This is a genomic window from Candidatus Delongbacteria bacterium (assembly GCA_041675285.1).
GTDB lineage: Bacteria > CAIWAD01 > CAIWAD01 > CAIWAD01 > CAIWAD01 > CAIWAD01.
In genome coordinates this window covers 272,761-297,870 of sequence record JBAYTZ010000002.1, presented here as the reverse complement: position 1 = coordinate 297,870, position 25,110 = coordinate 272,761, and the positions used below count along the sequence as shown (strand labels likewise).

The 25,110-nt window shown below is 70.6% G+C and carries 25 protein-coding genes; 16 read left to right on the top strand and 9 right to left on the bottom strand.

The genetic code is table 11. From position 1 onward, the window contains the following. Positions 1 to 199 precede the first annotated feature (199 nt). The 9 genes from fahA to purB form a co-directional block, all read right to left on the bottom strand. Positions 200 to 1,507, bottom strand: coding sequence for a fumarylacetoacetase (gene fahA, locus WC326_03070; protein MFA7330035.1), 1,308 nt, complete (start codon positions 1,505 to 1,507; stop codon positions 200 to 202). Beyond that, positions 1,504 to 2,451: a hypothetical protein gene (locus tag WC326_03065; GenBank protein ID MFA7330034.1), complete on the bottom strand. Its 948-nt coding sequence runs from the start codon at positions 2,449 to 2,451 to the stop codon at positions 1,504 to 1,506. Before WC326_03065 ends, fahA begins: the two co-directional genes overlap by 4 nt. Next, entirely contained in the window at positions 2,448 to 3,422 is a 975-nt protein-coding gene (locus WC326_03060) for an aldo/keto reductase family protein (GenBank protein ID MFA7330033.1), read from the bottom strand. The genes WC326_03065 and WC326_03060 overlap by 4 nt, the downstream gene beginning before the upstream one ends. 26 nt (positions 3,423 to 3,448) lie before the next feature. Beyond that, positions 3,449 to 4,618: a metal ABC transporter permease gene (locus WC326_03055; GenBank protein MFA7330032.1), complete on the bottom strand. Its 1,170-nt coding sequence runs from the start codon at positions 4,616 to 4,618 to the stop codon at positions 3,449 to 3,451. Between the two features lie 291 nt (positions 4,619 to 4,909). Beyond that, complete coding sequence (locus tag WC326_03050) at positions 4,910 to 5,803, bottom strand: iron chelate uptake ABC transporter family permease subunit (protein MFA7330031.1); 894 nt, start codon at positions 5,801 to 5,803, stop codon at positions 4,910 to 4,912. Further along, the gene (locus tag WC326_03045; protein ID MFA7330030.1) at positions 5,800 to 6,567 is read right to left on the bottom strand and encodes a metal ABC transporter ATP-binding protein; all 768 of its coding nucleotides are present in this window, start codon (positions 6,565 to 6,567) and stop codon (positions 5,800 to 5,802) included. The genes WC326_03050 and WC326_03045 overlap by 4 nt, the downstream gene beginning before the upstream one ends. Continuing rightward, positions 6,564 to 7,481 carry a zinc ABC transporter substrate-binding protein gene (locus tag WC326_03040; GenBank protein ID MFA7330029.1) on the bottom strand — a complete coding sequence of 306 codons (918 nt, stop codon included), beginning with the start codon at positions 7,479 to 7,481 and terminating at the stop codon, positions 6,564 to 6,566. The genes WC326_03045 and WC326_03040 overlap by 4 nt, the downstream gene beginning before the upstream one ends. Continuing rightward, positions 7,478 to 8,164 (bottom strand): metal-dependent transcriptional regulator, encoded by a 687-nt coding sequence (locus WC326_03035; protein ID MFA7330028.1) that lies wholly within the window; start codon positions 8,162 to 8,164, stop codon positions 7,478 to 7,480. The genes WC326_03040 and WC326_03035 overlap by 4 nt, the downstream gene beginning before the upstream one ends. A 274-nt stretch (positions 8,165 to 8,438) precedes the next feature. After that, a complete protein-coding gene (purB, locus tag WC326_03030) occupies positions 8,439 to 9,881 on the bottom strand; it encodes an adenylosuccinate lyase (GenBank protein MFA7330027.1) in 1,443 nt (480 codons plus the stop codon). A 309-nt stretch (positions 9,882 to 10,190) separates the two neighbouring features. Here purB and WC326_03025 point away from each other — a divergent pair, with 309 nt between their 5' ends. The 16 genes from WC326_03025 to WC326_02950 all read left to right on the top strand — a co-directional run bounded on the left by WC326_03025 (position 10,191) and on the right by WC326_02950 (position 25,026). Then, a complete protein-coding gene (locus tag WC326_03025; protein MFA7330026.1) occupies positions 10,191 to 10,508 on the top strand; it encodes a hypothetical protein in 318 nt (105 codons plus the stop codon). A gap of 59 nt (positions 10,509 to 10,567) precedes the next feature. Next, complete coding sequence (gene eno, locus WC326_03020) at positions 10,568 to 11,845, top strand: phosphopyruvate hydratase (GenBank protein ID MFA7330025.1); 1,278 nt, start codon at positions 10,568 to 10,570, stop codon at positions 11,843 to 11,845. Positions 11,846 to 11,850: 5 nt separating this feature from the next. After that, complete coding sequence (locus WC326_03015) at positions 11,851 to 12,237, top strand: hypothetical protein (GenBank protein ID MFA7330024.1); 387 nt, start codon at positions 11,851 to 11,853, stop codon at positions 12,235 to 12,237. Further along, complete coding sequence (locus WC326_03010; protein MFA7330023.1) at positions 12,234 to 12,893, top strand: DUF502 domain-containing protein; 660 nt, start codon at positions 12,234 to 12,236, stop codon at positions 12,891 to 12,893. Before WC326_03015 ends, WC326_03010 begins: the two co-directional genes overlap by 4 nt. 1 nt (position 12,894) lies before the next feature. Beyond that, the gene (locus tag WC326_03005) at positions 12,895 to 14,718 is read left to right on the top strand and encodes a hypothetical protein (protein ID MFA7330022.1); all 1,824 of its coding nucleotides are present in this window, start codon (positions 12,895 to 12,897) and stop codon (positions 14,716 to 14,718) included. A gap of 115 nt (positions 14,719 to 14,833) precedes the next feature. Next, complete coding sequence (locus tag WC326_03000) at positions 14,834 to 15,985, top strand: cysteine desulfurase family protein (protein MFA7330021.1); 1,152 nt, start codon at positions 14,834 to 14,836, stop codon at positions 15,983 to 15,985. After that, positions 15,982 to 17,094 (top strand): tRNA 2-thiouridine(34) synthase MnmA, encoded by a 1,113-nt coding sequence (mnmA, locus tag WC326_02995; protein MFA7330020.1) that lies wholly within the window; start codon positions 15,982 to 15,984, stop codon positions 17,092 to 17,094. The genes WC326_03000 and mnmA overlap by 4 nt, the downstream gene beginning before the upstream one ends. Then, entirely contained in the window at positions 17,084 to 17,896 is an 813-nt protein-coding gene (gene panB, locus WC326_02990) for a 3-methyl-2-oxobutanoate hydroxymethyltransferase (protein MFA7330019.1), read from the top strand. The genes mnmA and panB overlap by 11 nt, the downstream gene beginning before the upstream one ends. Positions 17,897 to 18,384: 488 nt before the next feature. Continuing rightward, complete coding sequence (panC, locus tag WC326_02985; GenBank protein ID MFA7330018.1) at positions 18,385 to 19,293, top strand: pantoate--beta-alanine ligase; 909 nt, start codon at positions 18,385 to 18,387, stop codon at positions 19,291 to 19,293. A 69-nt stretch (positions 19,294 to 19,362) separates the two neighbouring features. Then, positions 19,363 to 20,130, top strand: coding sequence for an NTP transferase domain-containing protein (locus WC326_02980; protein MFA7330017.1), 768 nt, complete (start codon positions 19,363 to 19,365; stop codon positions 20,128 to 20,130). 26 nt (positions 20,131 to 20,156) lie between these two features. Continuing rightward, positions 20,157 to 20,636, top strand: coding sequence for a hypothetical protein (locus WC326_02975; GenBank protein ID MFA7330016.1), 480 nt, complete (start codon positions 20,157 to 20,159; stop codon positions 20,634 to 20,636). 24 nt (positions 20,637 to 20,660) lie between these two features. After that, entirely contained in the window at positions 20,661 to 21,338 is a 678-nt protein-coding gene (locus WC326_02970; GenBank protein MFA7330015.1) for a LytR C-terminal domain-containing protein, read from the top strand. A 13-nt stretch (positions 21,339 to 21,351) separates the two neighbouring features. Next, positions 21,352 to 21,807 carry a ribosome silencing factor gene (gene rsfS / locus WC326_02965; protein ID MFA7330014.1) on the top strand — a complete coding sequence of 152 codons (456 nt, stop codon included), beginning with the start codon at positions 21,352 to 21,354 and terminating at the stop codon, positions 21,805 to 21,807. Between the two features lie 72 nt (positions 21,808 to 21,879). After that, positions 21,880 to 22,797 carry a PfkB family carbohydrate kinase gene (locus tag WC326_02960; GenBank protein MFA7330013.1) on the top strand — a complete coding sequence of 306 codons (918 nt, stop codon included), beginning with the start codon at positions 21,880 to 21,882 and terminating at the stop codon, positions 22,795 to 22,797. Continuing rightward, positions 22,797 to 23,831, top strand: coding sequence for an S-methyl-5-thioribose-1-phosphate isomerase (gene mtnA, locus WC326_02955; protein ID MFA7330012.1), 1,035 nt, complete (start codon positions 22,797 to 22,799; stop codon positions 23,829 to 23,831). The genes WC326_02960 and mtnA overlap by 1 nt, the downstream gene beginning before the upstream one ends. Before the next feature lie 25 nt (positions 23,832 to 23,856). Then, positions 23,857 to 25,026 carry a tetratricopeptide repeat protein gene (locus WC326_02950; protein MFA7330011.1) on the top strand — a complete coding sequence of 390 codons (1,170 nt, stop codon included), beginning with the start codon at positions 23,857 to 23,859 and terminating at the stop codon, positions 25,024 to 25,026. Positions 25,027 to 25,110: the final 84 nt, after the last annotated feature.

The following is a 25,110-nucleotide window of genomic DNA, read 5'->3' as shown; positions in this document are numbered from 1 at the left end:
GGCACCAGCGACAGCCACTGAGCGCACAGCAAAAACAACAGCGCCAGCACCAAGGATTTCCGCAATCCCCGTTGCATTCCTGCTGCGCTGCCGGCTACCAAGCGGCTGTGCATGACCCGTGTGATGTCTGTCTCCCTACTCTCGGTTGAATGGAATGGGCCGCACACAATAGTACTCGTATGGACCATTCGCAATGAAGTCACTCCAACGGGCGGGCAGGCAGGATGGTTCCCCGGGCCTCGCCGAAGCCGATGTGCCAGCCCTGGCCCTGGGCACGCCCGCGGATCACGACTGTGTCCCCGTCCTCCAGGAAGGCGCGGTTCTCGCCATCCGGCAGCTGCAAAGGCTCGCTGCCGCGCCAGGACAGCTCCAGCAGGCTGCCGTAGGACTCCTTCTCCGGGCCGGAGATGGTGCCCGTGGCCAGCAGATCCCCCGGACGCAGGTTGCAGCCGGTCACCGTGTGATGCGTCAGCATCTGTTCCGGACCCCAGTAGAGGTGTCGCAGATTGCTGGCCGCGATCCGGACGGGCTCCGCCGCCCGGGCTGTGCGCAGCCAGACCTCCAGTTCCACATCCCAGAGGCGCGGGCCGGCCTGGCGCAGGTAGGGCAGCGGCGCCGGATCGTCCTGCTCCGGACCGGCGCAGCGGAAGGGCTCCAGCGCTTCCAGCGGCACCACCCAGGGCGAGATGGTGGTGGCGAAATTCTTGGCCAGGAAAGGGCCCAGCGGCTGGTACTCCCACTTTTGGATGTCGCGCGCAGACCAGTCGTTCACCAGCACCATGCCGAAGAGCTGGCCACGGGCGTCCGCCAGGGGTACGGCCTCGCCCAGGGCGTTGCCTGGCCCCACGAAGAAGCCTGCCTCGAGCTCGATGTCCAGTTGGCGACTGGCCCCGAACTGCGGCGCGCCGCCCTCGGGCCGCTCGGTTTGTCCCAGGGGCCGGCGGACGGGCGTGCCGCTCAGCACGACGGAGCTGGCCCGGCCGTGGTAGCCCACCGGTAGGTGCAGCCAGTTGGGCAGCAGCGCGTTTTCCTTGCCTCGGAACATCACGCCCACGTTGGTGGCGTGCTGGCGCGAGGCGTAGAAGTCGGTGTAGTCGCCGATGCGCGCGGGCAGCTCCAGAGTGACGGCGGACAGGGGGCGCAAGGCGGCATCCCGCACACCCTGACGTTCGCGCAGCGCGGGGTTGCGCTCGTCCAGCAGCTCCGTCAGTCGGGCCCGCAGCGCCCTCCAGACCGCCGGGCCCTCGGCCATCAGCGCGTTGAGTCCGTCCCGGGCGAAGATCCGCATCCCGTGCATGCGCACGCCGTCCAGCAGGCCGGCCTCCTCAAGGATGGCCAGGTCCAGCACCTGGTCGCCGATGGCCACGCCCACCCGGGGCAGGGCGCCCAGCAGGCTGCCGTCCGGCGCCGGCCGGAACACGCCGTAGGGCAGGTTCTGGATCGGAAAGTCCGTCTCCTGAGCGCCGTCCACGAAGGAGCGCTGCTCATCCAGCGGTAGCGGGGTCATGTTCCCTCCGATTCTGTGGAACTGCGCGGCAGCCAGCCCAGGGCCTGCAGATCGGCCACGGGCTCGTCCACGCTGCAACTGCCAAGGCCGGCCAACCAGGCCCGGCTCTCGCGAATTTCAACGATATCCACGGTCAGCTCGCGCCAGGACAGCCGGTCCGGCCGCTGGCGAAAGGCGTCGGCGCGCGTCTCGCCCAGGATCGCCTCCAGGTCGCGGGACTCCAGACCGTGGCTGCGGGCGGCCAAGGCGGCCAGGTAGACATTGAGAAAGCCGTGCATCCAGACGCCCGGCTCCGGGCGGTAGTGGCGCAGCGGATGGTGCAGCCCGGCCGTGAGCTTGAGCGGCAGCTCGTGGCGCCGCACCAGCCCCAGCACCCAGGCCACGCGCGGGACGGAGGGGAAGTCCTCCGCCCGGGTGCCGCCGCAGCGCAGCTTGTAGCCGTGCCGGCGTGAGACAAGGCGCTGAGCGGCCAGGGCCTGGCCCAGGCCCTCCAGCCGCTCCTCGTCCCAGGCGGGATCTGGCTCCCAGAACAGCGGACACTCGCCGGGTAGTTGCTCAGCACCCACGGCCAGCAGCGACTCCAGCCCCTCCGCCGCCACGTCCGGCAGGCGAATTTCCCAGCCCCGCAGCTGGGCGCGATCGGGAAAGCGGCCTTCGAAGGCCCGCCAGCGCGCCTGGTCCTCCGCCAAGCGTGCGCCCCCGTCCGGGCCGTCCGGACGGGCCGCCAGCAGCACCAGCGGCAGCGGCCCGTCGTCCGCCTCCACGCAGACCGCCAACTCCTCCAGGCGCGCGGCCGGGCAGACGAAGCCGCCCAGCAACCAGCGCTCCCCCATGGTCAGCTGGCGGCGGAACTCGCGCCAGGCCTCGGCCATGGGCAGGGCCGCCGGCGGGAAGAGTCCGGCGTAGTCCAGGCTCTCGGAAAGCAGGGCCGTCAACGCGTTCAATCGGTGGCCTGCAGGGTGTCCGGGAAGATGGCGTCCAGCTCAGCGCGCAGCCCGCCGTCCAGCTGAAGTTCCAGCGCGGCGAGATTCTCCAGCAGTTGGGCTTCGCTGGTGGCGCCCAGGATCACGCTGGAGACGCCGAAGCGGTCCGCCGCCCAGGCCAGCGCCACCTGGCTGCGCGAGAGGCCGCGCCCGGCGCAGACCGCGCCGAAGCGCCGCACGCGCTCCAGGGTGTCGGGCTTGAGAAGGGTGTTCTTCAGCCACTCGAAGCCAGGGTTGTCCAGCCGGCTGCCGGCCGGAATCCCGTCGTCATACTTTCCGCTCAGCAGGCCGCTGGCCAGCGGACTCCAGAGCACGCTGCCCATCCCCAACTCCAGGCAGGCGGGCAGGACGTCGTGCTCGAAACGGCCGCGCGCCAGCAGCGAGTGCTGGGGCTGCTCCACCTGCGGCCCGTGACAGCGCCACTCCGCGGCCAGGCGGTGCGCCTCGCGGATCCGCCCGCCGCTCCACTCGCTGGTGCCCCAGTAGAGGATCTTGCCCTGCCGCACCAGGTCGTCCATGGCGCGCACGGTCTCCAGCACGGGAGTTTCGCTGTCGAAGCGGTGGCAGAAGTAGATGTCCAGGTAGTCCGTGCCCAGGCGCTTGAGGCTCTTCTCCACGGACTCCAGGATGTGCTTGCGCGAGAGGCCGCGATCGTTGGGATCCGCGCTCATGGGCCAGAAGAGTTTGGAGGCCAGCACCAGCCGGTGGCGCGGCAGGCTGGCCAAGGCCTGGCCCATGGACAGCTCACAGGCGCCCTTGGCGTAGATGTCCGCCGTGTCGAAAAAATTCACGCCGCGCTCGAAGGCCAGGGCCAGCAGACGATCCACCAGCGCCTGCTCCTTGAGCGAGCCGCCGAACGTGGTCCAGCCGCCCAGCCCGAAGGTGCTGACCTTGGTGCCGCAGCGGCCCAGGGGCCGGTAACTCATCTCCATGGGAAGTTTCTCCTCGTTGGTGTTCTTCAGATTCGCGGGGCGGGCCAGGGGCAGAGCAGGCCTTCCTCGCGCGCGCCGGCCAGCTGCAGGGGCAATTCCTCCAGCGCCTGCTGCGCGGCCGCCCGGCCTGCCGCCGTCAAGCTCAAGCGCTCGCCGTCCCGGCTCACCCAGCCGCTCTCCAGGCAGAGACCGACACGCTCCCGCGCGATCTCCGCGCTCCAGTTCAGATGCTCGCTCAAGTGGGCGAGGCGGCATTCCTCCGCCTCCTGCGGCGTGCCCTCGTGGTTGTGCAGGTGGATGACCAGCAGGCGGCGCGCGAACTGCCGCCGCTGGGCGCGCTCGCGACGCAGGCCCGCCACCCAGCCGCGCCGCGGCGAGAAGAGCAGGGCCGCCGTGAACAGCAGACCCCCGGCCACGGCCATGGAGCCCGCGATGCTGGCGTCCAGCCAGACCGCCAGCCGCCAGCCCAGTTGCGACGACAACACGGCCACCAGCGCGGCCCAGACAAAGTACGAGGGCAGACGGTCACTGAGGAGTCGCGCCGTCACGGCGGGCGTGACGATCAGCGCCACCACCAGCACCGAGCCCACGGCGTCGAAGGCCGCCACGCAGGTCAGCGAGAGCAGGCCCAGCTCCAGCGTGTGCAGCAGAGCGGGACGAAAGCCCAGGCTGCCGGCGAGCAGGGAGTCGAAGGCCGAGAGCGACAGCTCTTTCCAGAAGAGCAGCAGAAAGCCCAGGTTGAGCAGCAGCAGGCCGCCCATCTGCCAGAGGGCGACGGGCAGGTCGAGGCCGAGCCACTCCAGGCGCCGGAAAGGCGCGAAGGCCAGTTCGCCCAGCAGCACGGCGTCCGTGTCCAGGTGGATGTGGCCGGCCCAGCGGCTGATCAGGATGACGGCGACGCTGAACAGCAGCGGAAAGACCAGCCCCAGGGCGGCGTCCTCCTTGACGCGCCCGCCCCGCTGCAGCAGGTCCACCAGCAGCACCATCAGCAGGCCGCTCAGGCTGGCGCCTGCCGCCAGCCAGGGGGAATCCAGGCTGCCCAGCAGGAAGAAGGCCACCACGATGCCCAGCAGCACGCTGTGGCTCAGCGCGTCGCTGAGCAGGGCCTGGCGGCGCAGCAGGAGGAAGCCCCCGGGCAGGGCACAGGCCAGGGCCGCCACGGCGGCGATCCACTGCAGTTCCGCGGCGGGGCTCATGGCCGGCCTCCGGAAGCGAGGCCCAGCGTGGCCCGGTCCGGGCGGGCGAATACCTGCCGGCGACAAGGGTGATGCAGATCGAAGGGGGAGTCCTGATTTCCGAAAATCCAGGGTTTCCCTCCCACCGACCCCCCACCCACCCGGGGCACTCGGGGTCCCGGGAAAAGTTCGCTGAATCCTCCAGGGTCTTCCGTATTTCTCGCGAAAACCCGATTCACCCCTGACAGACCGCCCGCGGCGGGCCACTCTCGCGGACCCTCTGTCTGGCCGGCGCGACCGTTCTGCACCCGCTTAGCCATGGAGCAGCGCCTCCCCACCTTCCCGCCGCAGCCGCCGCCGGCGCAACCCGCTCCACAGCCAGCCGCCCCGCGTTCCCAGCCCCAGTGACAACAGCACCAAACCCGAGGCCGCCAGCACGATGGCCGGTCCCGTGGGCAGGCGGGCGAAAGCCAGGCTGCCCGCGCCGCCCAGCACGCCGGCCAGGGCACCCAGTCCGCCGGCCAGCAGGGTCATCCGCCCCAGACGGTCCGTCCACTGCCGGGCCGCCACCGCCGGCGCGATGAGCAGCGTGCTCATCAGCACCACGCCCACGGTCTGCAGGCCCAGCACGATCACCACCACCGTCAGCAGCGTGAGGATCAGGTCCAGCTGGCGCACGGGCCAGCCCAATTGGGCGGCGAAGTCCGCGTCGAAGGCCAACAGCGAGAATTCCTTCCACAGCAGCGCCAGCGTGCCCGCCACCAGCAGGGCGGCGCCGGCCATCCAGGCCAGATCCTGGCTCAGCAGGGTCGCCGCGTTGCCGAAGAGGTAGCGGTCCAGTCCGGCCTGCGCGGCGTCGGGCTGGCGCTGGATCCAGGTCAGTCCCATCAGGCCCAGCCCGAAGAAGGAGGACAGCACGAGGCCCAGCACGCCGTCCTCGCGCAGCAGCGTGCGGCGCAGGATCCAGCTGGCGGCCAGCATGCCGATCAGCCCCGCCAGGGCCGCCCCGGCGGCCAGAGCCGGCGTGGAGCGGCTGCCCGTCAGCCAGAAGGCCAGCACGATGCCCGGCAAGGCCGCGTGGGAGACCACGTCCCCCACCAGGCTCTGCCGGCGCAGCACCACGAAAGTCCCCAGCGCGCCGCCAGTCAGGCCGATGAGCGCGCAGCCCGTCAGCACCACACGAGCCATGTGGTCTAGCTGGATCACGACGCCACCGGCGCGGACAGGGGCAGGCGCTCCGGATCCCGGGCGCGGCCGCCGTAGGTCAGACGCAGGTTGGCCTCGTGGAAGACCAAGGCCACCGGCCCCGCCGCCACCAGCTGCACGTTGAGCAGGGCCACCTGGTCGAAGTAGTCGGGCACGGTCTGCAGGTCGTGATGCACGACCAGGATGGTGCGACCCTGGCCGCGCAACTCCTGCAGCAGGTCGACGATGGCGCGCTCCGTCCGGGCGTCCACGCCCTGGAAGGGTTCGTCCAGGATGAGCAGCTCGCCGCCCTGGGCCAGGGCCCGGGCCAGGAAGGTGCGCTGCTGCTGCCCGCCGGAGAGCTGGCTGATCTGGCGGCGGGCGAAGTCGCTCATCCCCACGCGCTCCAGCGCTTCGCGGGCCGTGCGCCGTTCGGCCGCCCCGGGACGGCGCAGCCAGCCCAGCCGGCCGTAAGTGCCCATCCGCACAACGTCCTCCACGGAGACGGGGAAGTCCCAGTCCACGCGGCCCCGCTGAGGCACGTAGGCGATGCGCTGGCGCGCCTCCGCCAGCGTCCCGCCCAGCACGCGGATGCTGCCCGAGGCGGGCGTCACCTGCCCCAGGATTGAGCGCAGCAGCGTGGTCTTGCCGGCGCCGTTGGGTCCCACCAGGGCCATCAGCACGCCGACGGGCACGTCCAGATCCACGTCCCAGAGCACGGGCCGCTCGCGGTAGGCCACGGTCAGGTCGCGGATTTCCACCGCCAGAGAACCGGGTTCGTTCATGGTTGCTCCTCCAGGGCGCCGAGGATGGTGTCCACATTGTGCCGCACCATGCCGGCATAGGTGCCTTCCGGCGTGCCGCCGTCCCCCAGGGCGTCGGAGAACAGCTCGCCGCCCAGCCGAACATGGGCGCCGCGGGCGCGGGCGGCCTCCAGCACGGCCTCCAGCGTGCGCCGCGGCACGGAGGACTCGACGAAGATGGCCGGCACGCGCCGCTCCACCAGCAGGGTGGCCAAGGCCTGGACGTCCCGCGCCCCCGCCTCCGCCGCGGTGGAGATCCCCTGCAGGCCGCGCACTTCGAAGCCGTAGGCGCGTCCGAAATACTGGAAGGCGTCGTGGGCCGTCACCAGCAGGCGTCGCTCCGGCGGCAACTGGGACACGCGGGTCAGGATCTCCGCGTGCAGCGCGAGCAGCGAATCCCCCAGGGCCGCGGCCCGGGCTCGATAGCCGGCGGCGTTGGCGGAATCCGCGGCGGCCAGTTCCTCGCCGATGCGCCGGGCCACCAGGCTCCACAGCGAGACGTCGAACCAGATGTGCGGATCCGGCGCGTGCCCGTCCGGCCCCAGCAGCGGGGCGGCGCCCGGTAGCCGCTCGCCCAGCGCGGCGGAGCGGGCGCCCGGAAGATGCGCGAAGACCTCCGCCAGCCGGGCTTCCAGATGCAGGCCATTGTAGAGGACCAGGTCGGCGCGGCTCAGGCGCTCCACGTCGCCGGCCGTGGCCTTGTAGAGGTGAGGATCCACGCCAGGGCCCATCAGGCCCTGGCAGACGATCTGCCCGCCGCCGACGCGCGTGGCCAGGTCCGTGATCATGCCCGTGGTGCAGACCACGCGCAGCCGGCCGTCGTCGCCGTCCCGTCCCGGGGCGCAGCCCGTCCAGGCCAGCCACAACAGGCCCAGCCACCAGGCGGCGCGTCTCATGCGTCCTCCCCGTCGGGCAGGGCCAGAAAGACCACGGCGCCCGCCGCGGGTCCCAGCTCCGTCACCGTCTCTTCCACGCGCAATTTGAGCGAGCCGCCGAAGGGCTCGCGGGCCAGCAGCACCAGCCGCGCGCCGGGCTGCAGGCCGCGGGCGGCCAGATAGCGCAGCAACTCGCCGTCCCGGCAGGTCACCCGGCGCACGCGGGCCGGCACGCCAGCGGCCAGCTGGGAGAGCGGAAGCTCAAGGGGCGATTCCAGACTGCCGTCGGAGGCGGGGATGGGCTCCCCGTGGGGATCCGTCGCCGGTCCGCCCAGCCGCCGGGCCAGGGCCTCGCAGAAGCGCTCGCTGACCGCGTGCTCCAGCCGGTCGGCCTCCTCGTGCACCTCGTCCCAGGCGTAGCCCAGCTCGCGCTGCAGAAAGGTCTCCAGCAGGCGGTGCCGGCGCAGCACACCCAGCGCCAGCCGCCGGCCGGCCTCCGTCAGGCGCGCGCCGCCGTGACGCTCGCTTTCCGCCAGCGGCGGTTCCAGCGCAGCCAGCCGCTTGAGCATGGAGCAAACCGTGGGCGCGCTGACGCCCAGCGCCTCGGCCAGTTCCCCCGTCGCCACGCGGCGCGGGTGGGCGGGATCGGGCTCCTCGCCGAGCTGGTAGAGGGCCTTGAGGGTGTCGTCCATCGCTTCGGTCATGCCAAACGATACTTTTCGCTTCGTCTAAATTCAACCGATCGATGATAGAATCAGTGTTTTCCCTCGCGTAAATGGCGCTCCTTCCGCGCTCTCTTTGCGTACGAAGACTCGAAGACACTAAGAATCAATGAGTTTGAAAGGAGTAAGGCCCGGTGCCAGGCCGGTGCCAGGTCGGTGCCAGGCCGGTGCCAGGCCGGTGCCAGGTCGGTGCCAGGCCGGTGCCAGGCCGGTGCCAGGCCGGTGCCAGGTCGGTGCCAGGCCGGTGCCAGGCCGCCTAGACCCTCAAATCCTCGGCGCCGCCCACCAATGCTTCGGCCTCGGCGGCCAACAGGGGGTCCACCTCGCTCTTCAGGTAGTCTTCCACCTGGCTGGCGGCTCGGCCGGTGAAGGTGCGTGGGTTGCAAAGCACCTGCAGGTCGGCCAGGGTGAAGGGAATGCGCGAGTCCTCGGCCAATAGGTCCAGCAGGTTGTTCTCCAGCCCCTCCTCCTTCACCCGGCGCGCGGCGCGCAGGCTGAGCTGGCGGATGGCCTCGTGGAGCTGCTGGCGGTCGCCGCCGCGCTTCACGCCTTCCATCAGAATGGTCTCCGTGACCATGAAGGGCAGTTCGGCGTCCAGGTGGCGGCGAATCACCTCCGGGTAGACCACCAGCCCGCTGAAGACATTCTCCAAAATCAGCAGGATGGCGTCCGCGCAGAGGAAAGCCTCGGGCACGGCCAGACGCTTCTGGGCGCTATCGTCCAGCGTGCGCTCGAACCACTGGGTGGCGGCGGTCATGCCCACGCCCTGGGGCAGGGCCATCAGGTACTTGGCCAGGCTGCCCACCCGTTCGCTGCGCATGGGGTTGCGCTTATAGGCCATGGCGCTGGAGCCGATCTGGTCCTGCTCGAAGGGCTCCTCCACCTCCTTCAGGTGCTGGAGCAGGCGCAGGTCCGTAGTGATCCGGTGCGCGCTGCGGGCCAGTCCGGCCAGCCAGTCCAGCACGCGGGCGTCCTCCTTGCGCGGATAGGTCTGGCCGCAGACGGCGTAGTCGCGCTCGAAGCCCATCCGGCGGGTGATCTCCGCGTCCAGCCGGCGCACCTTATCCTCGTCGCCGTCGAAGAGCTGCAGGAAACTGGCCTGGGTGCCCGTGGTGCCCTTGGAACCCAGGAAGCGCAGGTTGGCCAACCGGTGTTCCAGGTCCTCGAAGTCCAGCATCAGATCCTGCAGCCAGAGGGCCGCGCGCTTGCCCACCGTCACCGGCTGGGCGGGCTGGAAATGCGTGAAGCCCAGGGTGGGCAGCTCCTTCCAGCGCCGGGAGAAGGCCGCCAGCCGGGCGATCACTCGCAACAGGCGGGTGCGCAGCAGGCGCAGGCCTTCGCGCAGCTGGATCAGGTCGGTGTTGTCGCCCACGTAGGCGCTGGTGGCCCCCAGGTGGATGATCCCCGCCGCCTGCGGGCACTGCAGGCCCCAGGCGTGCACGTGGCTCATCACGTCGTGTCGGGTGATCCGCTCGCGCTCCTCGGCCTCGGCGTGGTTGATGTCGTCCGCCGTGGCGCGCAGCTCGTCCAACTGCTCCTCGCGGATGGGCAGACCCAGCTCACGTTCCACCTCGGCCAGCACGATCCACAGGCGGCGCCAGGTGCGGAACTTGTGGTCCGGGCTGAAGATGTGGCTCATCTCGGCGCTGGCGTAGCGGCCCAACAAGGGATTCTCATAGCGGTCGCGGGCGTGGTCCATGGATTCTCCTCCTGACTGCGGCGGAGGGAAACCTACCATCCCCCACCCGTCCCAGCCAGCGCCGCTCGGGCGCGCCGCCGGCGAATCGGCCGCTGTGCCGGGTCCGGAGCTTCAGCCGACGCGCTGCAGATCGGCTGTAGAGGCGCAATGGGTGGTTTCGTTGGTTGCCCCGGCGGGGGGACTTTCACACCTTGCAACGGGGCGTCTGCAGCAACCGGAAAGAACGGACCCTTCCGGTGGATCAGCGGGAAAAATCCGCGGACCGGGCTCGAGCGAGCCGCCGGATCGAGTTCAGATAAGGAACAAGACATGTCCCACAAGGTGCTGGAAGCCGCCTTTTCCGATCGTCGCGGGCTGGAGTCCCTGTTGAAGGAAGTGGAGGGGGAAGGCCTCACCGTGGTCGCCATGGGCGAAGTCACGGGGCCGCGCCTCATCGTCCGCAAGGAAGTCCGGCGCTTCGACCACCAGGTGGTGGCGGTGACGGGCCGCGACGACGCCACCTTGCGCAAGATCCTGCGGCAGCGGGAGCGCGACGGCTGGGTGGCCTGCGGCCTGGGTCCCTGCGGGGGGGCCACGGTGATGATCCTCAAACGCGAGGCGGCCGTCGCGGAGACGCCGACGGTCTGAACGGATACGTTGTAGGGACACGATGCATCGTGTCCCTACGCCAGTCATGCGGAGGTACCATGTTCGATATCGTCGATGTCCATGCCCGTGAGGTCCTGGATTCCCGCGGCAACCCCACCGTCGAGGTGGACGTCACCCTCTCCGGCGGCGCCTTCGGTTCCGCCATCGTCCCCAGCGGCGCCTCCACCGGCCAGTTCGAGGCCTGCGAGCTGCGCGACGGCGACAAGAAGCGCTACCTGGGCAAGGGCGTGCTCAAGGCCGTCGAAAACGTCAACGACATCCTGATGCCCGAGCTGCTGGGCATGGACGCCGCCAGCCAGGTCGAGATCGACCGGATGATGTGCGCGCTGGACGGCACGCCCACCAAGAAGAAGCTGGGCGCCAACGCCATTCTCGGCTGCTCCATGGCCGTGGCCAGCGCCGCCTCCGAGGCCTCCGGCCTGCCGCTCTTCCAGTACCTGGGCGGAGTGCATGCCCACATCCTGCCCGTCCCGATGATGAACGTGCTCAACGGCGGCGCCCACAGCGACAACAATGTGGACCTGCAGGAGTACATGATCCAGCCGCGTGGCGCGGCCACGTTCGCCGAGGCCCTGCGCATGGGCGCCGAGACCTTCCACGCGCTGAAGAAGGTCCTGCAGACCAAGAAGTACGCCACGGCCGTGGGCGACGAGGGCGGCTACAGCCCCAATCTGAAGAACAACCGCGAGCCCTTGGACTTGATCGTCGAGGCCATCAAGGCCGCCGGCTACAAGCCCGGCAAGGACATCTTCATCACCCTGGATCCGGCCGCCAGCGAGTTCTACGACGCCAAGAAGAAGCGCTATGTGCTCAAGGGCGAGGACCGCGTCCTGACTTCCAAGGAAATGGTGGACTACTGGGCCGAGCTGGTGGACGCCTATCCCATTGTCTCCATCGAAGACGGCATGGCCGAAAACGACTGGGACGGCTGGAGGCTGATGACGGACAAGCTGGGCAAACAGATCCAACTGGTGGGCGACGACCTCTTCGTCACCAACGTCAAGTGTCTGCAGATGGGCCTGGACAAGGGCGTGGCCAACGCCATCCTGATCAAGGTGAACCAGATCGGCACCATCACCGAGACCCTGGACACCATGCGTCTGGCGGCCCGGCACGGCTACCGCAGCGTGATCAGCCATCGCTCGGGCGAGACCGAAGACACATCCATCGCCGACCTGGCGGTGGCCACGGGCGCCGGCCAGATCAAGACCGGGTCCCTCAGCCGCACCGATCGCATCGCCAAGTACAACCAGCTCCTGCGCATCGAGGAGTCCCTGGGAGACGCGGCGGTCTATGCGGGAACGGAGGCCCGTTAGCGGGCATGAACGCTTTGCGGCGATTCAGTGAGGCGCTCGTCTCGCGGCTGGCCTTGGCCGGCGCGGGACGGGCGCCGCTTTCAAGCACCACGGGCAAGGTGCTGGCCTTCCTGTTGATCCTGGCGGGCGCGACCTGGTTCGTGCTGCGGGACCACGGTCTGCTGGACCATGCCCGGCTGCGCGGAACCCTGGATTCGCTGGCTGAGCGCTCGCAGCATCTGCAGACCCAGATCGGCTGGTATCGTGGCCGGAATCGCCGGCTGGAGACCAACGATTCCTTCACCTTGGAGGAGGAGGCTCGCCGCCTGGGGATGGCGCGGCCTGGCGAGGAGTTGTACCGCGTGGTGCTGCCCGAGGACACGCTGACCCGGCGGGAAGGCGGGGAAGAATGAAGCGCTTGCGCCGCCTGTTCATGACGGGCGTCATCACCATCACACCGGTGGGCCTCTCCGTCATGGTGCTGGTGGGCGTGTTCAACTGGCTGGACCGCGTGCTGGGGCGGATGATCCAGTCCATCCTGCTGGAGCTGGGCCTGCCCTACATCCCCGGCCTGGGCTTCATTCTGCTGGTGCTGGTGATCCTCGGGGTGGGCTTCTTGACGCAGATCTACGTGGGACGCCAGCTGATCCTCGTGGGCCAGCGCTTCGTGGAGCGCATCCCCTTCCTCAGCAAACTGGTGCGCGCCGTCCGCCAGATCATGGACTCCTTTGTCACCTCCAAGAGCGAGCTCTTCCGCCAGGCCGTGCTGGTGCAGTATCCGCGCCAGGGCATCTGGTCCATCGGCTTCCTCACGCGGCGCGCCGGCGGCGAGATCCGCGAGCGCCTGCGGCCGCAACAGGACAACCGCCTGCTCTCCGTCTTCATCCCCACCACGCCCAATCCCACCAGCGGCATGCTGGTCTACGTGCCCGAAGACGACGTGATCCTGCTGGAAATGAGCGTGGAGGAGGCCGTCAAGCTGGTGGTGTCCGGTGGCGCGCTGGTCAACCAGATCACGCCCGGGGAACGTGTCGGGCGTCCGGACGCCCCCGTGCCGGGCCAGGTGTGACGTGCGACTCGCCCCGCTGCTGGTGGGCGCGTGGCTGGCGCTGCTCCCCGCAGCCTGGTCCCTGGAAGTGCAGCAGCAGGCCGAGCGCGGCCTGGAGGACCACAGCGCCCGCCTCCTGGCCCGCCAGGTGTTCGAGAATCCCCGCGACAGCTTGAACCTCGAACTGCGCGTCGAATGGCGCGCCGGATTCCGCGACTACAACCGGGACAGCCGCCGCCTGCTGGAGCAACTCCAGCTGGACGGCACGCGCCGGCTGGAAGGACCCTGGCGCCTGCGCTGGACGGCCCGCCAAGCCTTGTTCAACGAGCGCCGCTCCCTGCGCGAGACCCTGGGCTCCTCGCTGGACGCCGGCCTGCGCTGGGCCGGTCCGCTGGACCTGGAGCTGCTGGGCGGCTGGATGCAGGATCGCCGCCAGACCGGCTACGACAGCGGTCCGCGCCTCCGGGCGGGTGCCCTGGCCCGCACCCGCGAGGCGGGCTGGCTGCTGGAGGGGCGCGGGAGCTGGCAGGCCGAGCGGCCCGGCCAGCGCCGCAATTCCCGGGCGGAGGCGGACCTGCGGGCCCGCTGGCAGGGTCCCGAGGACCAGAGCGACGAGGCGCGCCTGCAGCTCGGCCAGCAACGCGAGGACGCCTTTCCCGATCCGCGCCTGGAGTCTCTCGAACGCCGCAAGACGCTGCAGGTGCGGGTGGAGAATCGTTTCCGCGGCCGTCTGTGGAAGGGCGGGCGCTACACGGCGGACCTGGCGGGCTGGAATGAGAGCCAGGATCGCCGGCCCCGGGACAGCGCCGACAGCCTGGGCGGCAGCATGGGCTCCAGCCTGGACCGCGGCCTGGATCTGCGGGCCGAGCCTGTCCAGCGGCTGGGCGCGCTGGAGGCGGCCCTCTCTTTCACCCTGCGCCGCCAGTCGCAGGAGGCCGAGTACGGCAACGTGGGCCGGCTGAGTCGCACGCTGAGCCGCATCGCGCTCAACCGGCTTGAGACCCGTCTGCTCTGGCGGCCCGCCCGGGACAGCCTGCTGGCCCTGGTCGTGGTGGAATTGCGCCGCCGCGACTCGGACTTCGTCGGCCCAGCCCGCCGGGATCCCGACTACACGGACCAGGCCCGCCGGGACCTGCGGCTGCGCTGGAGCCACTCTTGGCGGCCCGGCGCGCGCCTGGGCCTCGAGGGGGGCCTGACCCTCAACGCCGAGCGGCACCTGCAGTCCAGCCGCAGCGGGTCCAATTACCTCAACCGCACCTGGCGCGCGGGCGCCGACCACCGCGTGGGGCTGGGCGCCTTCCAGACCACGGGCGGCGGCGCGCTGGTGGCCGACTACCGGCTCTACGACTTCGACGATCCCGACGAGCCGCGCAGCTGGATCCAGCGCCGGCTGCAGTGGGAGGAGCGCGTGCGCCGGGACATTTGGCGGGCGGCGGGGGCGCGCGGCGCCTGGCGCCTGGCCTGGGAGGGCCGCGGGCGCTGGATGGAGGAGGACGGCGGTTCCTTTGCGCGCCGGGACGGGCGCGAGCTCATCTCGGACTCGGCGCGGGAGTGGGGGTTGACCAGCAGTTTGGACCTGCGACACGGCGCCTGGACCCTGCGGCCGGGCTGGTCCTGGCAGCGGCGCGGCGACTGGCGCTGGAACGACGGTTCGGGAACGCGCAACCGGCGCCAGGTGCGCGACCTGGCCCGGCAGGGTCCGCAGCTCTTGCTGGGGCGGGAGAGCCGGCGCGGTCACTTCAGCCTGGACCTGCAGTGGGAGCGGGTGCGCGACCGCGGGCTGGGGGAGGCCATCCGGCGCCAGAGCCTGCGGGCCCGGCTGGAGTGGAGCTGGCGGACCGGTTGATACCGGCGGGCCGGCTGAGCCCGGGTGGGACGCCGGGCAGCAGGTTGCTTGACGGGTTTTCTATGTTCAGGGCCCCGCGCGAAGCCGCGCCGGGCAAGCGGAAGGATTGTCACACGTGCGCCGAGTCTACCTGGATCACGCCGCCACCACGCCGCCGGACCCGCGGGTCTGGGAGGCCATGCTGCGGCTGTCAGGGGAGGCTTGGGGCAATCCCAGCAGCGGCCACCACCTGGGGCGACGGGCCCGCTCCCTGTTGGACGACGCCGCCGAGCAGGTGGCCGCGGCCATCGGAGCGCGGCGGCCGGACGAGATCCTCTTCACCAGCGGCGGCACCGAGGCGGACAACCTGGCCCTGCGCGGCGTGCTGGCGGCCCTGCCGCCGGAGCTGGCCCTGCTGACCACCGCCGCGGAGCACGCGGCCGTCCTGGAGACGGCGGCGGATCTGGAGGCCGCGGGCCGGCCCGTCCTGCGGCTGCCGGTGGATTCCCGCGGCCTGCTGGATCCTGCCCGGCTGGACGAGGCGCTGGGCCGGGTACCCACCGGGCTGGTGAGCGTCATCTGGGCCAACAACGAGCTGGGCGGCATCCACGAAATGGCGCGCCTTTCCGAGATCTGCCGCCGGCACGGCGTGCTCCTCCACACGGACGCCGTCCAGGCCCTGGGGCGCCTGCCCGTGGATCTGCGCGAAGTACCCGTGGACCTGCTGAGCGGCAGCGCGCACAAGTTCCACGGACCCAAGGGGGCGGGCTTCCTCTACGTACGCCGGGGTGTGGCGCTGCGCCCGCAGCAGACCGGTGGCCTCCAGTTTGCCGGTCTGCGGGGCGGCACGGAGAACGTGCCCGGAATCGTCGGTCTGGGGCTGGCCCTGGAGCTGGCCGTCCGCGAGCGACCCCAAGTGGTGGAGCGCCTGCGAAGCCTGTCCGCGCGCTTCAAGGCCCGGATCGCCGCGCTCCCCGGCCTGACCCTGCTGGCGGACGGCGGGGCGTCGGACTGCCTGCCGGGCCACTTCTCCTTGAGTTTCACGGGCGTGGAGGGCGAGGCCCTGCTGCTCTCCCTGGACCTGGACGGCATCGCGGTCTCCAGCGGCTCCGCGTGTCACACGGGCTCCATCGAGCCCAGCCACGTCCTGCTGGCCGCGGGTCTCAGCCCGGCGCAGGCGAAGAGCAGCATCCGCTTGGTGCTGGGTCGTTCCACCACGGAGGCGGACCTGGACTACGCCGCCGAGCGGTTGGACGAGCACGTCCGCCGGCTGGGGTCCGAGGCGTGAGCCGCGGACGCGTGGTGGTGGCCATGTCCGGAGGCGTGGACTCCTCCGTGGCCGCGGCCCTGCTGGTCCGGGAGGGCTGGGAGGTCGTGGGCCTGACCATGAAGCTCCACGGCCATGCGGAGAGCGGCCTGCCCACGGTGGAGCGCAGCTGCTGCGACCTGAGCGCCTACCGGGACGCCCGCCGGGTCTGCGACCGGCTGGGCGTGGCCCACGCGGTGGTGGACCTGGTGGACGAGTTCCGGCGCGAGGTCATGGACGTGTTCGCCGCCGAGTACTTCGCCGGCCGGACGCCCAACCCCTGCGTGCTCTGCAACACGCGCCTCAAGTGGGAACACCTCTGGGAGCGGGCGCGCCGGCTGGGCGCCGATGCCGTGGCCACGGGGCACTACGCCCGGATCGAGCCGGTTGGCGGCGGCCACGCGCTGCTGCGCGCCGCCCACCTGGAAAAGGACCAGAGCTACGCGCTCTGGGGGTTGCGGCGGGAGCGGCTGGCGGGCACGCTCTTTCCGCTGGGCGGGCTGGAGAAATCCGCCGTGCGCGCGCTGGCCGCGGAACTGGGCCTGGGCACGGCGGACAAGCCCGAGAGCCAGGACATCTGTTTCGTGCCCGACGGCGACTACGCACGCTTCCTGCGCCACCACGATCCGGAGCGCGCGGCCGCCCAGGTCGAGGGCGAGCTGGTGGGGCCGGACGGCCGCGTGCTGGGCCGGCACGCCGGCGTGGCGCGCTTCACCGTGGGCCAGCGGCGCGGGCTGGGCGTGGCCCAGGGACGGCCGCTCTACGTGCGCAGCATCGACGCGGCCAGCGGGCGCGTGCAGCTGGACGAGGACGCGGCACTCTTCCTGGACCGGCTCTGGGCGGACGGGCTCAACTGGCTGACGGAGGTGCCGGAGGGCTGGTGGAGCTGCCGCGCGGCCATTCGCTATCGGGACGCCGGCGTGCCCTGCCGGGTGCAGGTCCAGGGCGACACGGCGGAGGTCTGGTTCGCGGAGGCCCGCCGGGCCATCGCCCCGGGCCAGGCCGTGGTCTTCTACGAGGGCGAACGCGTGCTGGGCGGCGGCTGGATCCGGCGCGCCGGCTCACAGGAGGAGGCATTCCATGTCGAGTGAGGGCAAGACCCGGGCCCTGACCATTCCCGGCCTGCGGCGCATGAAGGAGAAGGGCGAGCGCATCGTCGCGCTCACCGCCTACGACGCGCTCTTCGCCCGGCTGGAGGACCAGGCCGGCGTGGACCTGATCCTGGTGGGGGACAGCGTGGGCATGGTCTACGGCGGCCGCGCGGACACGCTGGCTGTCACCGTGGAGCAGATGGTGTATCACACGGCCTGCGTGCGCCGCGGCGTGGAGCGCGCCCTGCTGATCACCGACATGCCCTTTCTGAGCGTCCAGGGCGGTTTCGACGAGGCGCTGCGCAACTGCGGGCGCATGCTTTCCGAGGGCGGGGCCCAGGGCGTGAAGATCGAGGGCTGCGCCGCTGTGCTGGAGACCATCCGCCGGCTGGTGGACTGCGGCATTCCCGTGATGGGCCACCTGGGTTTGATCCCCCAGAGCATCCACCGCCTGGGCGGCTACGGCCAGCGCGGGCGTTCCGCCGGGGAGGCCGCGCAGCTGCTGGAGGACGCCCGGCGGCTGGAGGAGGCGGGCTGCTTCAGCCTGGTGCTGGAGAAGCTCGAGCCCGGCCTGGCGGCGCGGATCACGGCGGGCCTGGGCATTCCCACCATCGGGATCGGCAGCGGCCCTGACTGCGACGGCCAGGTGCTGGTGAACGTCGATTTGCTGGGACTTTACGAGGAGCTTCAGCCGGCCTTCGTGCGCCGCTTCGCCGAGCTGGCCGGCCCCGTGCGCGAGGCCGTGCGCGGCTACGCCGCCGCCGTGCGCGCGGGTGGCTTTCCCGGCCCCGGCGAGATCTGAGCTGGAGTTTGCTCGAACCAACACAGAGGCACAGAGGCACAGCGTTGAGATTGGAATTGTCGGGGTCGTAGGCAGGGACGTTCGAGGATCTGCTTGAGCACGAAGGCACGAAGTCTCAAAGCGAGTTGTGTTACGCGAGGTGAAGGCCTTTAGGCCTGAACCAGAACCAGGTGGTGACGCCGTCAGGCCTGACCGGCCGTGCGGAACCAACTACGTGGTTGCAGGAAGCCCGACCGCCGGCTAGCGGAAGGCCACCGCGAGGTGGCCTGACTCTGGCCGCTGAGAAAAAGCGCCTCTTTGGCGCCACCTTTCTGGCGCCAGCAGAAAGGTGGAAAACAAGGGCTCCCGGCATCTGCCGGGATAACGGGCAAGGGTTCGGATCCCCCGGTCAAGCCGGGGGATGACGGGCGGGGGACCACTTCTGGCGCCAGCAGAAAAGTGGAAAACACGGCCCCCCGGCACAGCCGGATTGACAGACTGAGGACCCAGTGGAGCTGCTGACCACCATTAGCCAGATGCAGGCACGCGCCGGCGAACTGGAGCGCCAGGGCCGGCGCATCGGCCTCGTCCCCACCATGGGCTACCTCCACGAGGGGCACGCCTCTTTGCTGCGCCGGCTGCGCCCCGTCTGCGACAGCCTCTGGCTGAGCCTCTTCGTCAACCCGGCCCAGTTCGGGCCGCGAGAGGACCTGGCGCGCTATCCGCGCGACCTGGAGCGCGACCTGGCCCTCTGCCGCGCCGAGGGCGTGGACGGCGTGCTGGCGCCCCAGCCCGGGGAGGTCTATCCCCCCGACTACGCCACCTGGGTGACCCCGGGCGCGGTGGCCGAGCGCTACTGCGGCGCCTCGCGGCCCGGCCACTTCCAGGGCGTGCTGAGCATCGTCCTGCGGCTCTTCCTCTGGACCCGCTGCCGCGTGGCGGCCTTCGGCGCCAAGGACGCCCAGCAACTCTGGCTGATCCGCCGGATGGCGCGCGACCTGGACCTGGAGCTCGAGATCCTCGAGGGCGCCACCGTGCGCGAGCCCGACGGCCTGGCCCTTAGCAGCCGCAACGTCTACCTGTCGGAGGCGGAGCGCGTGAGCGCCCTGGCCCTGCAGCGCGCCCTGCACGCGGGCTGCCGGCTCCTCGAGGCGGGCGCCGCGCCGGCCGCGGCCCTGGACTCCATGCGACGGGTGCTGGAGGCGGAGCCCGGCGTGGAACTGGACTACCTGCACGTGGCGGACTGGGCCACGCTGGACTCCCTGGCTGGCACGCCCGCCAGGCCTGAGTGGGCCACCGGCCCGGCCGTGTCCCTGGCACCCGGCCAGGAACTGGTCGTGTTGACGGCGGCCCGGGTGGGCGCCACGCGCCTGATCGACAACATGCGGCCGCGCTGGGGGGAACCTCGCCCGGCCTGAGGGAATTGAACGGGGCCGTGGTCGTCCATGTGAGGCGTGTTCCAGCGGCCGGAATCCAAGGAGGACATCGTGACCCGGGAGCTCTCCGTCATCGTGCTGGCCGCCGGCAAGGGCACGCGAATGAAATCGGACCTGGCCAAGGTTCTGCACCCCTGCCTGGGGCGCCCGCTCATCGACTGGGTGCTGGATCAGGCGGACGCCGTGGGCGCCCGGCACCAGGTGGTGGTGGTGGGGCATCAGCGGGAGGCCGTGATGATGGCCGTGGGCGGCCGCGGCGTGAGTTTCGCCGTCCAGGCCGAGCAGAAGGGCACGGGGCACGCGGTGCAGATGTGCCGCGCGGCCATGGAGGGGCGGACGGGCGACGTGCTGGTGCTCTCGGGCGACGTGCCGCTGCTGGGGGGCCGGACCCTCGCGGCCCTGCGCGACGTCCACAGCCAGGGCGGGCACGCCGCCACCGTGCTCACCGCGCTCTTCGACGACCCCACCGGCTACGGCCGGGTGATCCGCGACGCCGCGGGGCGGGTGGCCCGCATCGTCGAGCACAAGGATGCCAGCGAAGCCGAGCGCGCCGTGCGCGAGATCAATTCCGGCATTTACCTGTTCGACGTGGAGCGGCTGTTCGGCTGCATCGACCGGCTTCGTCCGGACAACGCCCAGGGCGAATTGTATCTGACCGATGTGATTCGTTTTCTGGTGGAAGACGGACTGCCCGTCGCCGCCCTGCCCACCGACGATCCGGCCGAGATCCAGGGCATCAACACCGTGGAGCAGCTGGAGCAGGTGGAGCGGGAACTGGCCCGGCGGCGGGGCGCGAACGCGGAAAAAGCGCTATCATGAATCCAGTCAATGGGAAGGGAGACAAGATGACCGTCCGCAGCCTCGCAGGAATCCTGTCGATTCTGCTGTTGGTGATCTCCGCCCAGGCCCAGTTCAAGGACCGGGCCGACGTTCAGCCCCTGGCGGGCCTCGTCATGCAGCCCATGGCCGGCCTGAACCTGCAGGGCCCCCTGCTGGATCCGGCCCGCATGCACCTGAGCCAGTCGGTCTCCATGGGTTTTGCCAGTGGCGGCGGCGGGTCCGTGGGCACAGGCCTGTACCTGAACCAGCTCGACTACCGGCTGAGTTCCACCCTGGACATGCGCCTGCAATTGGGCGTGAACAGCGTCTTCCACAACTCCGTCGTGCCCGGCATGACCGGACAGGGCCTGGTGGGCGGCGCCGAGTTCGTCTGGCGTCCCAACGCGGACTTCGAAATGCGCCTGGCCGCCTCCCGCGGACCGGCGACCAGCCGCTCCTGGCCGGGTGCCTGGGCCTCGCCCCTGGACGGCTGGAGCCATCCATGAACCACTCCAAGCACACCTGAGGCCATGTCCATTCGTCGCACCGCACCCCCATCATCCGGCGGGCCCTCCGGCTCCGGCGGCGGCTTCTGGACCGCGCTGGCGGCTTGGTCGGCCCTGGCGGTCTCCCTGGCCAACCTGGCCTTGCTGTTCCACTTCTGGAACCGCCTGCCTGCGGAGGACTTGAGCGAGGGACTGAACGGCTGGCTGGGCCGCGGCGAGAAACCGCCGGCCGAGCAGGTGGACGAGGGCTGGCAGGAACCCGTCGAACCCGAACCCGTGGCTGCGTCGCGCCCGGCGCCCGTGGACACGCTGCAGGCGCAGAGTCCGCCGCCTCGCGAGGAGACTGCGGCCCGCGAGCCCGCCAAACCGGCCAACCAGCCCGCGCCGGAGAGCGCCCGCTCCACCATCCGCCTGCAGGTGCAGAACGGCTCGGGCGTGCGTCTGATGGCCGCCAAGGCGGCCGACGGCCTGCGCCGCCTGCGCTACGACGTGCGGGAGACGGGCAACGCCAACAGTGACCTGGACAAGACCCGCATCATCAGCCGCGTGCAGGACCCGGCGCCCTCCCTGCGACTGGCGCAGGACCTGGGCTTGTCCTCGGCCCGCATCAGCTACGCCGAGGATCCCATGCTGGTGGATGTGGACGTGACGCTCATCCTGGGAGCGGATTATCACAAGTTGCCCATCATGGGCACTCGCTGAAGGAGGGGGAGTCATGCAGGGCATTCATCTGGCCCGGCGGATCGCGCGACTGGCCTGGGCCAAGAAGGCCGAGGACGTGGTGATCCTGGACCTGCGCGGATTGACGGACACGACGGATTTCTTCGTCATCTGCACGGGCAGCGTGGGCATGCACGTCCGCGCCATCACCGACTTCGTCATGGACGAGGCGCGCAAGCTGGGCGAGAAGGCCTACGTCTCCGAGCGTGACTCCGACGAGTGGATGGTCGTGGACTTCGTCAACGTGATCTTCCACAGTTTCCAGCCCGCCAAGCGCAAGCTGTACAACCTGGAGCGGCTCTGGTGCGACGCCCTGCGCCTGGAGCTGGACGAGCAGACGGGCAAGGCCGGCACCCTGAAGGACGCCCGCGAGGAGTTGGAGGTGCGCCGCGCCGCCGCCGCCGCCCGCACGGCCGCCCGTAAGCTGTCCAAAGCCGCCGCCAAGGGCTGAGCCGGACATCCAACCAGCCAGTCCGTGACACATTCCGGCCGCCCGTGCGGCCGGCCTGCATGAGGAGCGCAGATGGCACAAGAGATCCTGGTGGTGGGCTCCACGGCCCTGGACACGGTGGAGACGGCCCACGGCAAGGTGGAGGACGCCCTGGGCGGCAGCGCGTTCTACTTCTCCGCCGCGGCCTCCCGTTATGCGCCCGTGCAGGTGGTGGGCGTGGTGGGCGAGGACTTCCCCCTGGAGCAACTCGATCCCCTGCGCCGGCTGGGAGTTTCCCTGGACGGTCTGGAGATCGTGCCCGGCGGGCGCACCTTCCGCTGGGGCGGGCGCTACCACGCCGACATGATGGGCCGTGATACGCTGTTCACGGAACTGGGCGTCTTCCAGGCCTTCCAGCCCCACATCCCGGAGCAGGCCCGGCGCCGGCCCGTGCTCTTTTTGGCCAACATCCAGCCCAGCCTGCAGCTCGACGTGCTGGACCAGATGGAGAGCCCGCTGCTGGTGGTCACCGACACCATGAACCTCTGGATCGACACGGCCCTGGCGGACCTGAAGCGCGTCATCGCCCGCACCCACATCCTCATCGTCAACGACGAGGAGGCCCGCCAGATCACGGGCCAGCGCCACCTGTTGGCCGCCGCCCGGGCCCTGCTGGGCATGGGGCCGCGCACGGTGGTGGTGAAGAAGGGCGAGCACGGCGCGCTGATGGTCGGCCCGGGCAGCCTGTTCGCCGCGCCGGCCCTGCCCCTGGAGCGGGTGGTGGATCCCACCGGGGCGGGCGACACCTTCGCCGGCGGATTCGTGGGCTCGCTGGCCGCCGAGGGCCGGGTGGACGAGGGCACGCTGCGGCGCGCCGTGATCCGCGGCTCGGCCCTGGCCAGTTTCAGCGTGGAGGATTTCTCCCTGGGGCGCCTGCTCAGCGTCACGCCCGGGGAACTGGAAACCCGGTTGCGCGAGTTCGCCGCCCTGACCGAATTCACGCTGGAGTAATGGAACCTCTGACCTGGGTGGACGGCGCGCTGGAGATCATCGATCAGACGCAGCTGCCCGACCACAGCCTGACCCTGCGCCTGGCGCGCGTGGCCGACCTGCGGGAGGCCATCGCGACGCTCAGGCTGCGCGGCGCTCCCGCCCTGGGGCTGGCCGGTGCCTGGGGCACCGCCCTGGCCTGCCGGGAGGCCGGCTCCCCGCTGGATCCCCGCTATCCCGAACGTGTGCGCGGCCTGGCTCTGGAACTGGCCCGGGCTCGGCCCACCGCAGTCAACCTGGCCTGGGGCGTGGAGCAGGTGCTGGCTGCCCTGGCCGACCTGGAACCCGGCCGCTGGGCCGCGGAGGCTTGTGTCACGGCGGCCCGCCTGCACGAGGCGGATCGCGCCGCCGGGCGGGCCATGAGCGCCGCGGGCGCCGACCTGCTGCGCGCGGGCGGCCGCTATCTGACGCACTGCAACGCCGGCCCGCTGGCCACCAGCGGCGTGGGCACGGCCCTGGGGGTCTTCCTGGAGGGCCACCGGCGCGGGCTGGACTTCGAGGTGCTGGTGGACGAGACCCGGCCGCTGCTGCAGGGGGCCCGGCTGACCACGCTGGAATTGCAGCAGGCGGGCATCCGCGTGCGCCTGATCACCGATTCCATGGCGGCCTTCGCCATGCAGCGGCTGGGCGTGGACGGCGTGTTCGTCGGGGCCGACCGCATCGCCCTGAACGGCGACACGGCCAACAAGATCGGCAGCTACGGCCTGGCCCTGGTGGCCAGGGCCCACGGGGTGCCGTTCCATGTGGTGGCGCCCCTCTCCACCATCGACGGGCAGTGCCCGGACGGCGGGGCGATTCCCATCGAGGAGCGTGATGCGACGGAACTGCTGGGCTACGGCCCGCTGCGCTGGGCGCCCGCCGGGACGGCGGCCTGGAACCCGGCCTTCGATGTGGTGCCCGCGGAACTGATTCAAGATATTGTCACCGAACGGGGCCTGCTGGGTGCGCCCTTTCCGGGTGCGATCCGGAAGGCGCTTGCGGAGCCCGCGATCTGAACTCGCACCGTGCAAGGAGTACAAGATGAAGCGTAATCTGGCGCGTGGAGCCTGGACCCTGTTGGCCGTCCTGCTGCTCAATACCTCGGCATTGGCCGGCAAGTCCATGGAGCTGCGCAGCGCCAACACTTACTACGGCCAGGGCGACAAGGTCCAGGCCCTGGAGTGGTACGAGAAGGCGGCCCAGAAGGACACGCGCGAGGCCCAGGTCTACGCGCGGCTGGTGGAACTCTACGCCGCCAAGCAGGACTGGGTCGGGATGAACAAGGCCCACCTGGGCTTCGCCACCTGCCAGGACAAGCCCAAGGATCTGGAGAAATACCAGCAGGACGCCGAGCGGATCATCGAGCAGCTCTGGAAGGGTCTCTGGAACGGCCACGTGGCCCAGGTCAAGTCGGCGGACTCCACGCTGGCCCTGGGCGACAGCGCCGCCACCCGCGAGCACTTCAAGCAGGCCCGCGACCGCATGGACAGCGCCCTGCTGATCCTGCCCAACCGGCTGGACTTCCTCAAGCGCAAGGGCGACCTCTACATTCAGGAGTACAACTCGCTCTACTCGGGCAGCGCCGGGACTCCCGTGCTGCAGGAAGCCGCCAAGACCTATACGGCCCTGGTGGCGGCCGCGCCGGACTCGGCCGACTACGCCCTGACCCAGGTCCAGTTGTATTACAACCTGCGCGACTTCGCGCAGAGCCGCAGCGCCGTGGACCGCGCGCTGGAGAGGCACCCCACCCACCCCGAACTGCTCAACTACGCGGGCAAGGTGCGCATCCAGCAGGGTCTGGCGCTCAAGAACGACGAGGGCAAGAAGTTGATGGCCGAGGCCACGGGCTTCCTCAACAAGGCCATCGAACTCAATCCCACCGACCCCATGCTGGTCTACAACCTGGGCCTGCTCTACCGCGACATGGGCGAGCCCGAGAAGGCGCTGGCCACCTTCGGACGCATCGAGGCCCTGAGCGGCGTGGAGCCGGCCCTGCTGTTCGACTCCTACTACTCCATGGCCGTGCTCTACTTCCAAGACCTGCCCGATGAGAAGCAGGATGCGGCCAAGGCCGCCAGCTGCTTCCAGAAATGCCTGGACCTCCAGCCGGACAACAAGCAGCTGATGTTCAACCTGGGCGTGGCCCTGGTGCGCACGGGCACCAAGGAGAACATCGCCAAGGGCAAGGACCTGATGAACAAGGGCCAGTAGGCCCGGTCACGAATCGTGCGGCCCCGGCCACCCGGCCGGGGCTGCTCTCTTGCGCCGGACCGCGCGCGGCGCAGGTGGGAGTGG

Coding starts and splice junctions, on each gene's coding strand:
- WC326_02975 (MFA7330016.1), top strand. CDS start 20,157: ATGACCGTCCGCAGCCTCGCAGGAATCCTGTCGATTCTGCTGTTGGTG.
- WC326_03035 (MFA7330028.1), bottom strand. CDS start 8,164: ATGACCGAAGCGATGGACGACACCCTCAAGGCCCTCTACCAGCTCGGC.
- eno (MFA7330025.1), top strand. CDS start 10,568: ATGTTCGATATCGTCGATGTCCATGCCCGTGAGGTCCTGGATTCCCGC.
- mtnA (MFA7330012.1), top strand. CDS start 22,797: ATGGAACCTCTGACCTGGGTGGACGGCGCGCTGGAGATCATCGATCAG.
- WC326_03025 (MFA7330026.1), top strand. CDS start 10,191: ATGTCCCACAAGGTGCTGGAAGCCGCCTTTTCCGATCGTCGCGGGCTG.
- WC326_03060 (MFA7330033.1), bottom strand. CDS start 3,422: ATGGAGATGAGTTACCGGCCCCTGGGCCGCTGCGGCACCAAGGTCAGC.
- WC326_03015 (MFA7330024.1), top strand. CDS start 11,851: ATGAACGCTTTGCGGCGATTCAGTGAGGCGCTCGTCTCGCGGCTGGCC.
- purB (MFA7330027.1), bottom strand. CDS start 9,881: ATGGACCACGCCCGCGACCGCTATGAGAATCCCTTGTTGGGCCGCTAC.
- WC326_03010 (MFA7330023.1), top strand. CDS start 12,234: ATGAAGCGCTTGCGCCGCCTGTTCATGACGGGCGTCATCACCATCACA.
- WC326_03040 (MFA7330029.1), bottom strand. CDS start 7,481: ATGAGACGCGCCGCCTGGTGGCTGGGCCTGTTGTGGCTGGCCTGGACG.
- WC326_02960 (MFA7330013.1), top strand. CDS start 21,880: ATGGCACAAGAGATCCTGGTGGTGGGCTCCACGGCCCTGGACACGGTG.
- WC326_03055 (MFA7330032.1), bottom strand. CDS start 4,618: ATGAGCCCCGCCGCGGAACTGCAGTGGATCGCCGCCGTGGCGGCCCTG.
- WC326_02950 (MFA7330011.1), top strand. CDS start 23,857: ATGAAGCGTAATCTGGCGCGTGGAGCCTGGACCCTGTTGGCCGTCCTG.
- WC326_03045 (MFA7330030.1), bottom strand. CDS start 6,567: ATGAACGAACCCGGTTCTCTGGCGGTGGAAATCCGCGACCTGACCGTG.
- fahA (MFA7330035.1), bottom strand. CDS start 1,507: ATGACCCCGCTACCGCTGGATGAGCAGCGCTCCTTCGTGGACGGCGCT.
- panB (MFA7330019.1), top strand. CDS start 17,084: ATGTCGAGTGAGGGCAAGACCCGGGCCCTGACCATTCCCGGCCTGCGG.
- WC326_02970 (MFA7330015.1), top strand. CDS start 20,661: ATGTCCATTCGTCGCACCGCACCCCCATCATCCGGCGGGCCCTCCGGC.
- rsfS (MFA7330014.1), top strand. CDS start 21,352: ATGCAGGGCATTCATCTGGCCCGGCGGATCGCGCGACTGGCCTGGGCC.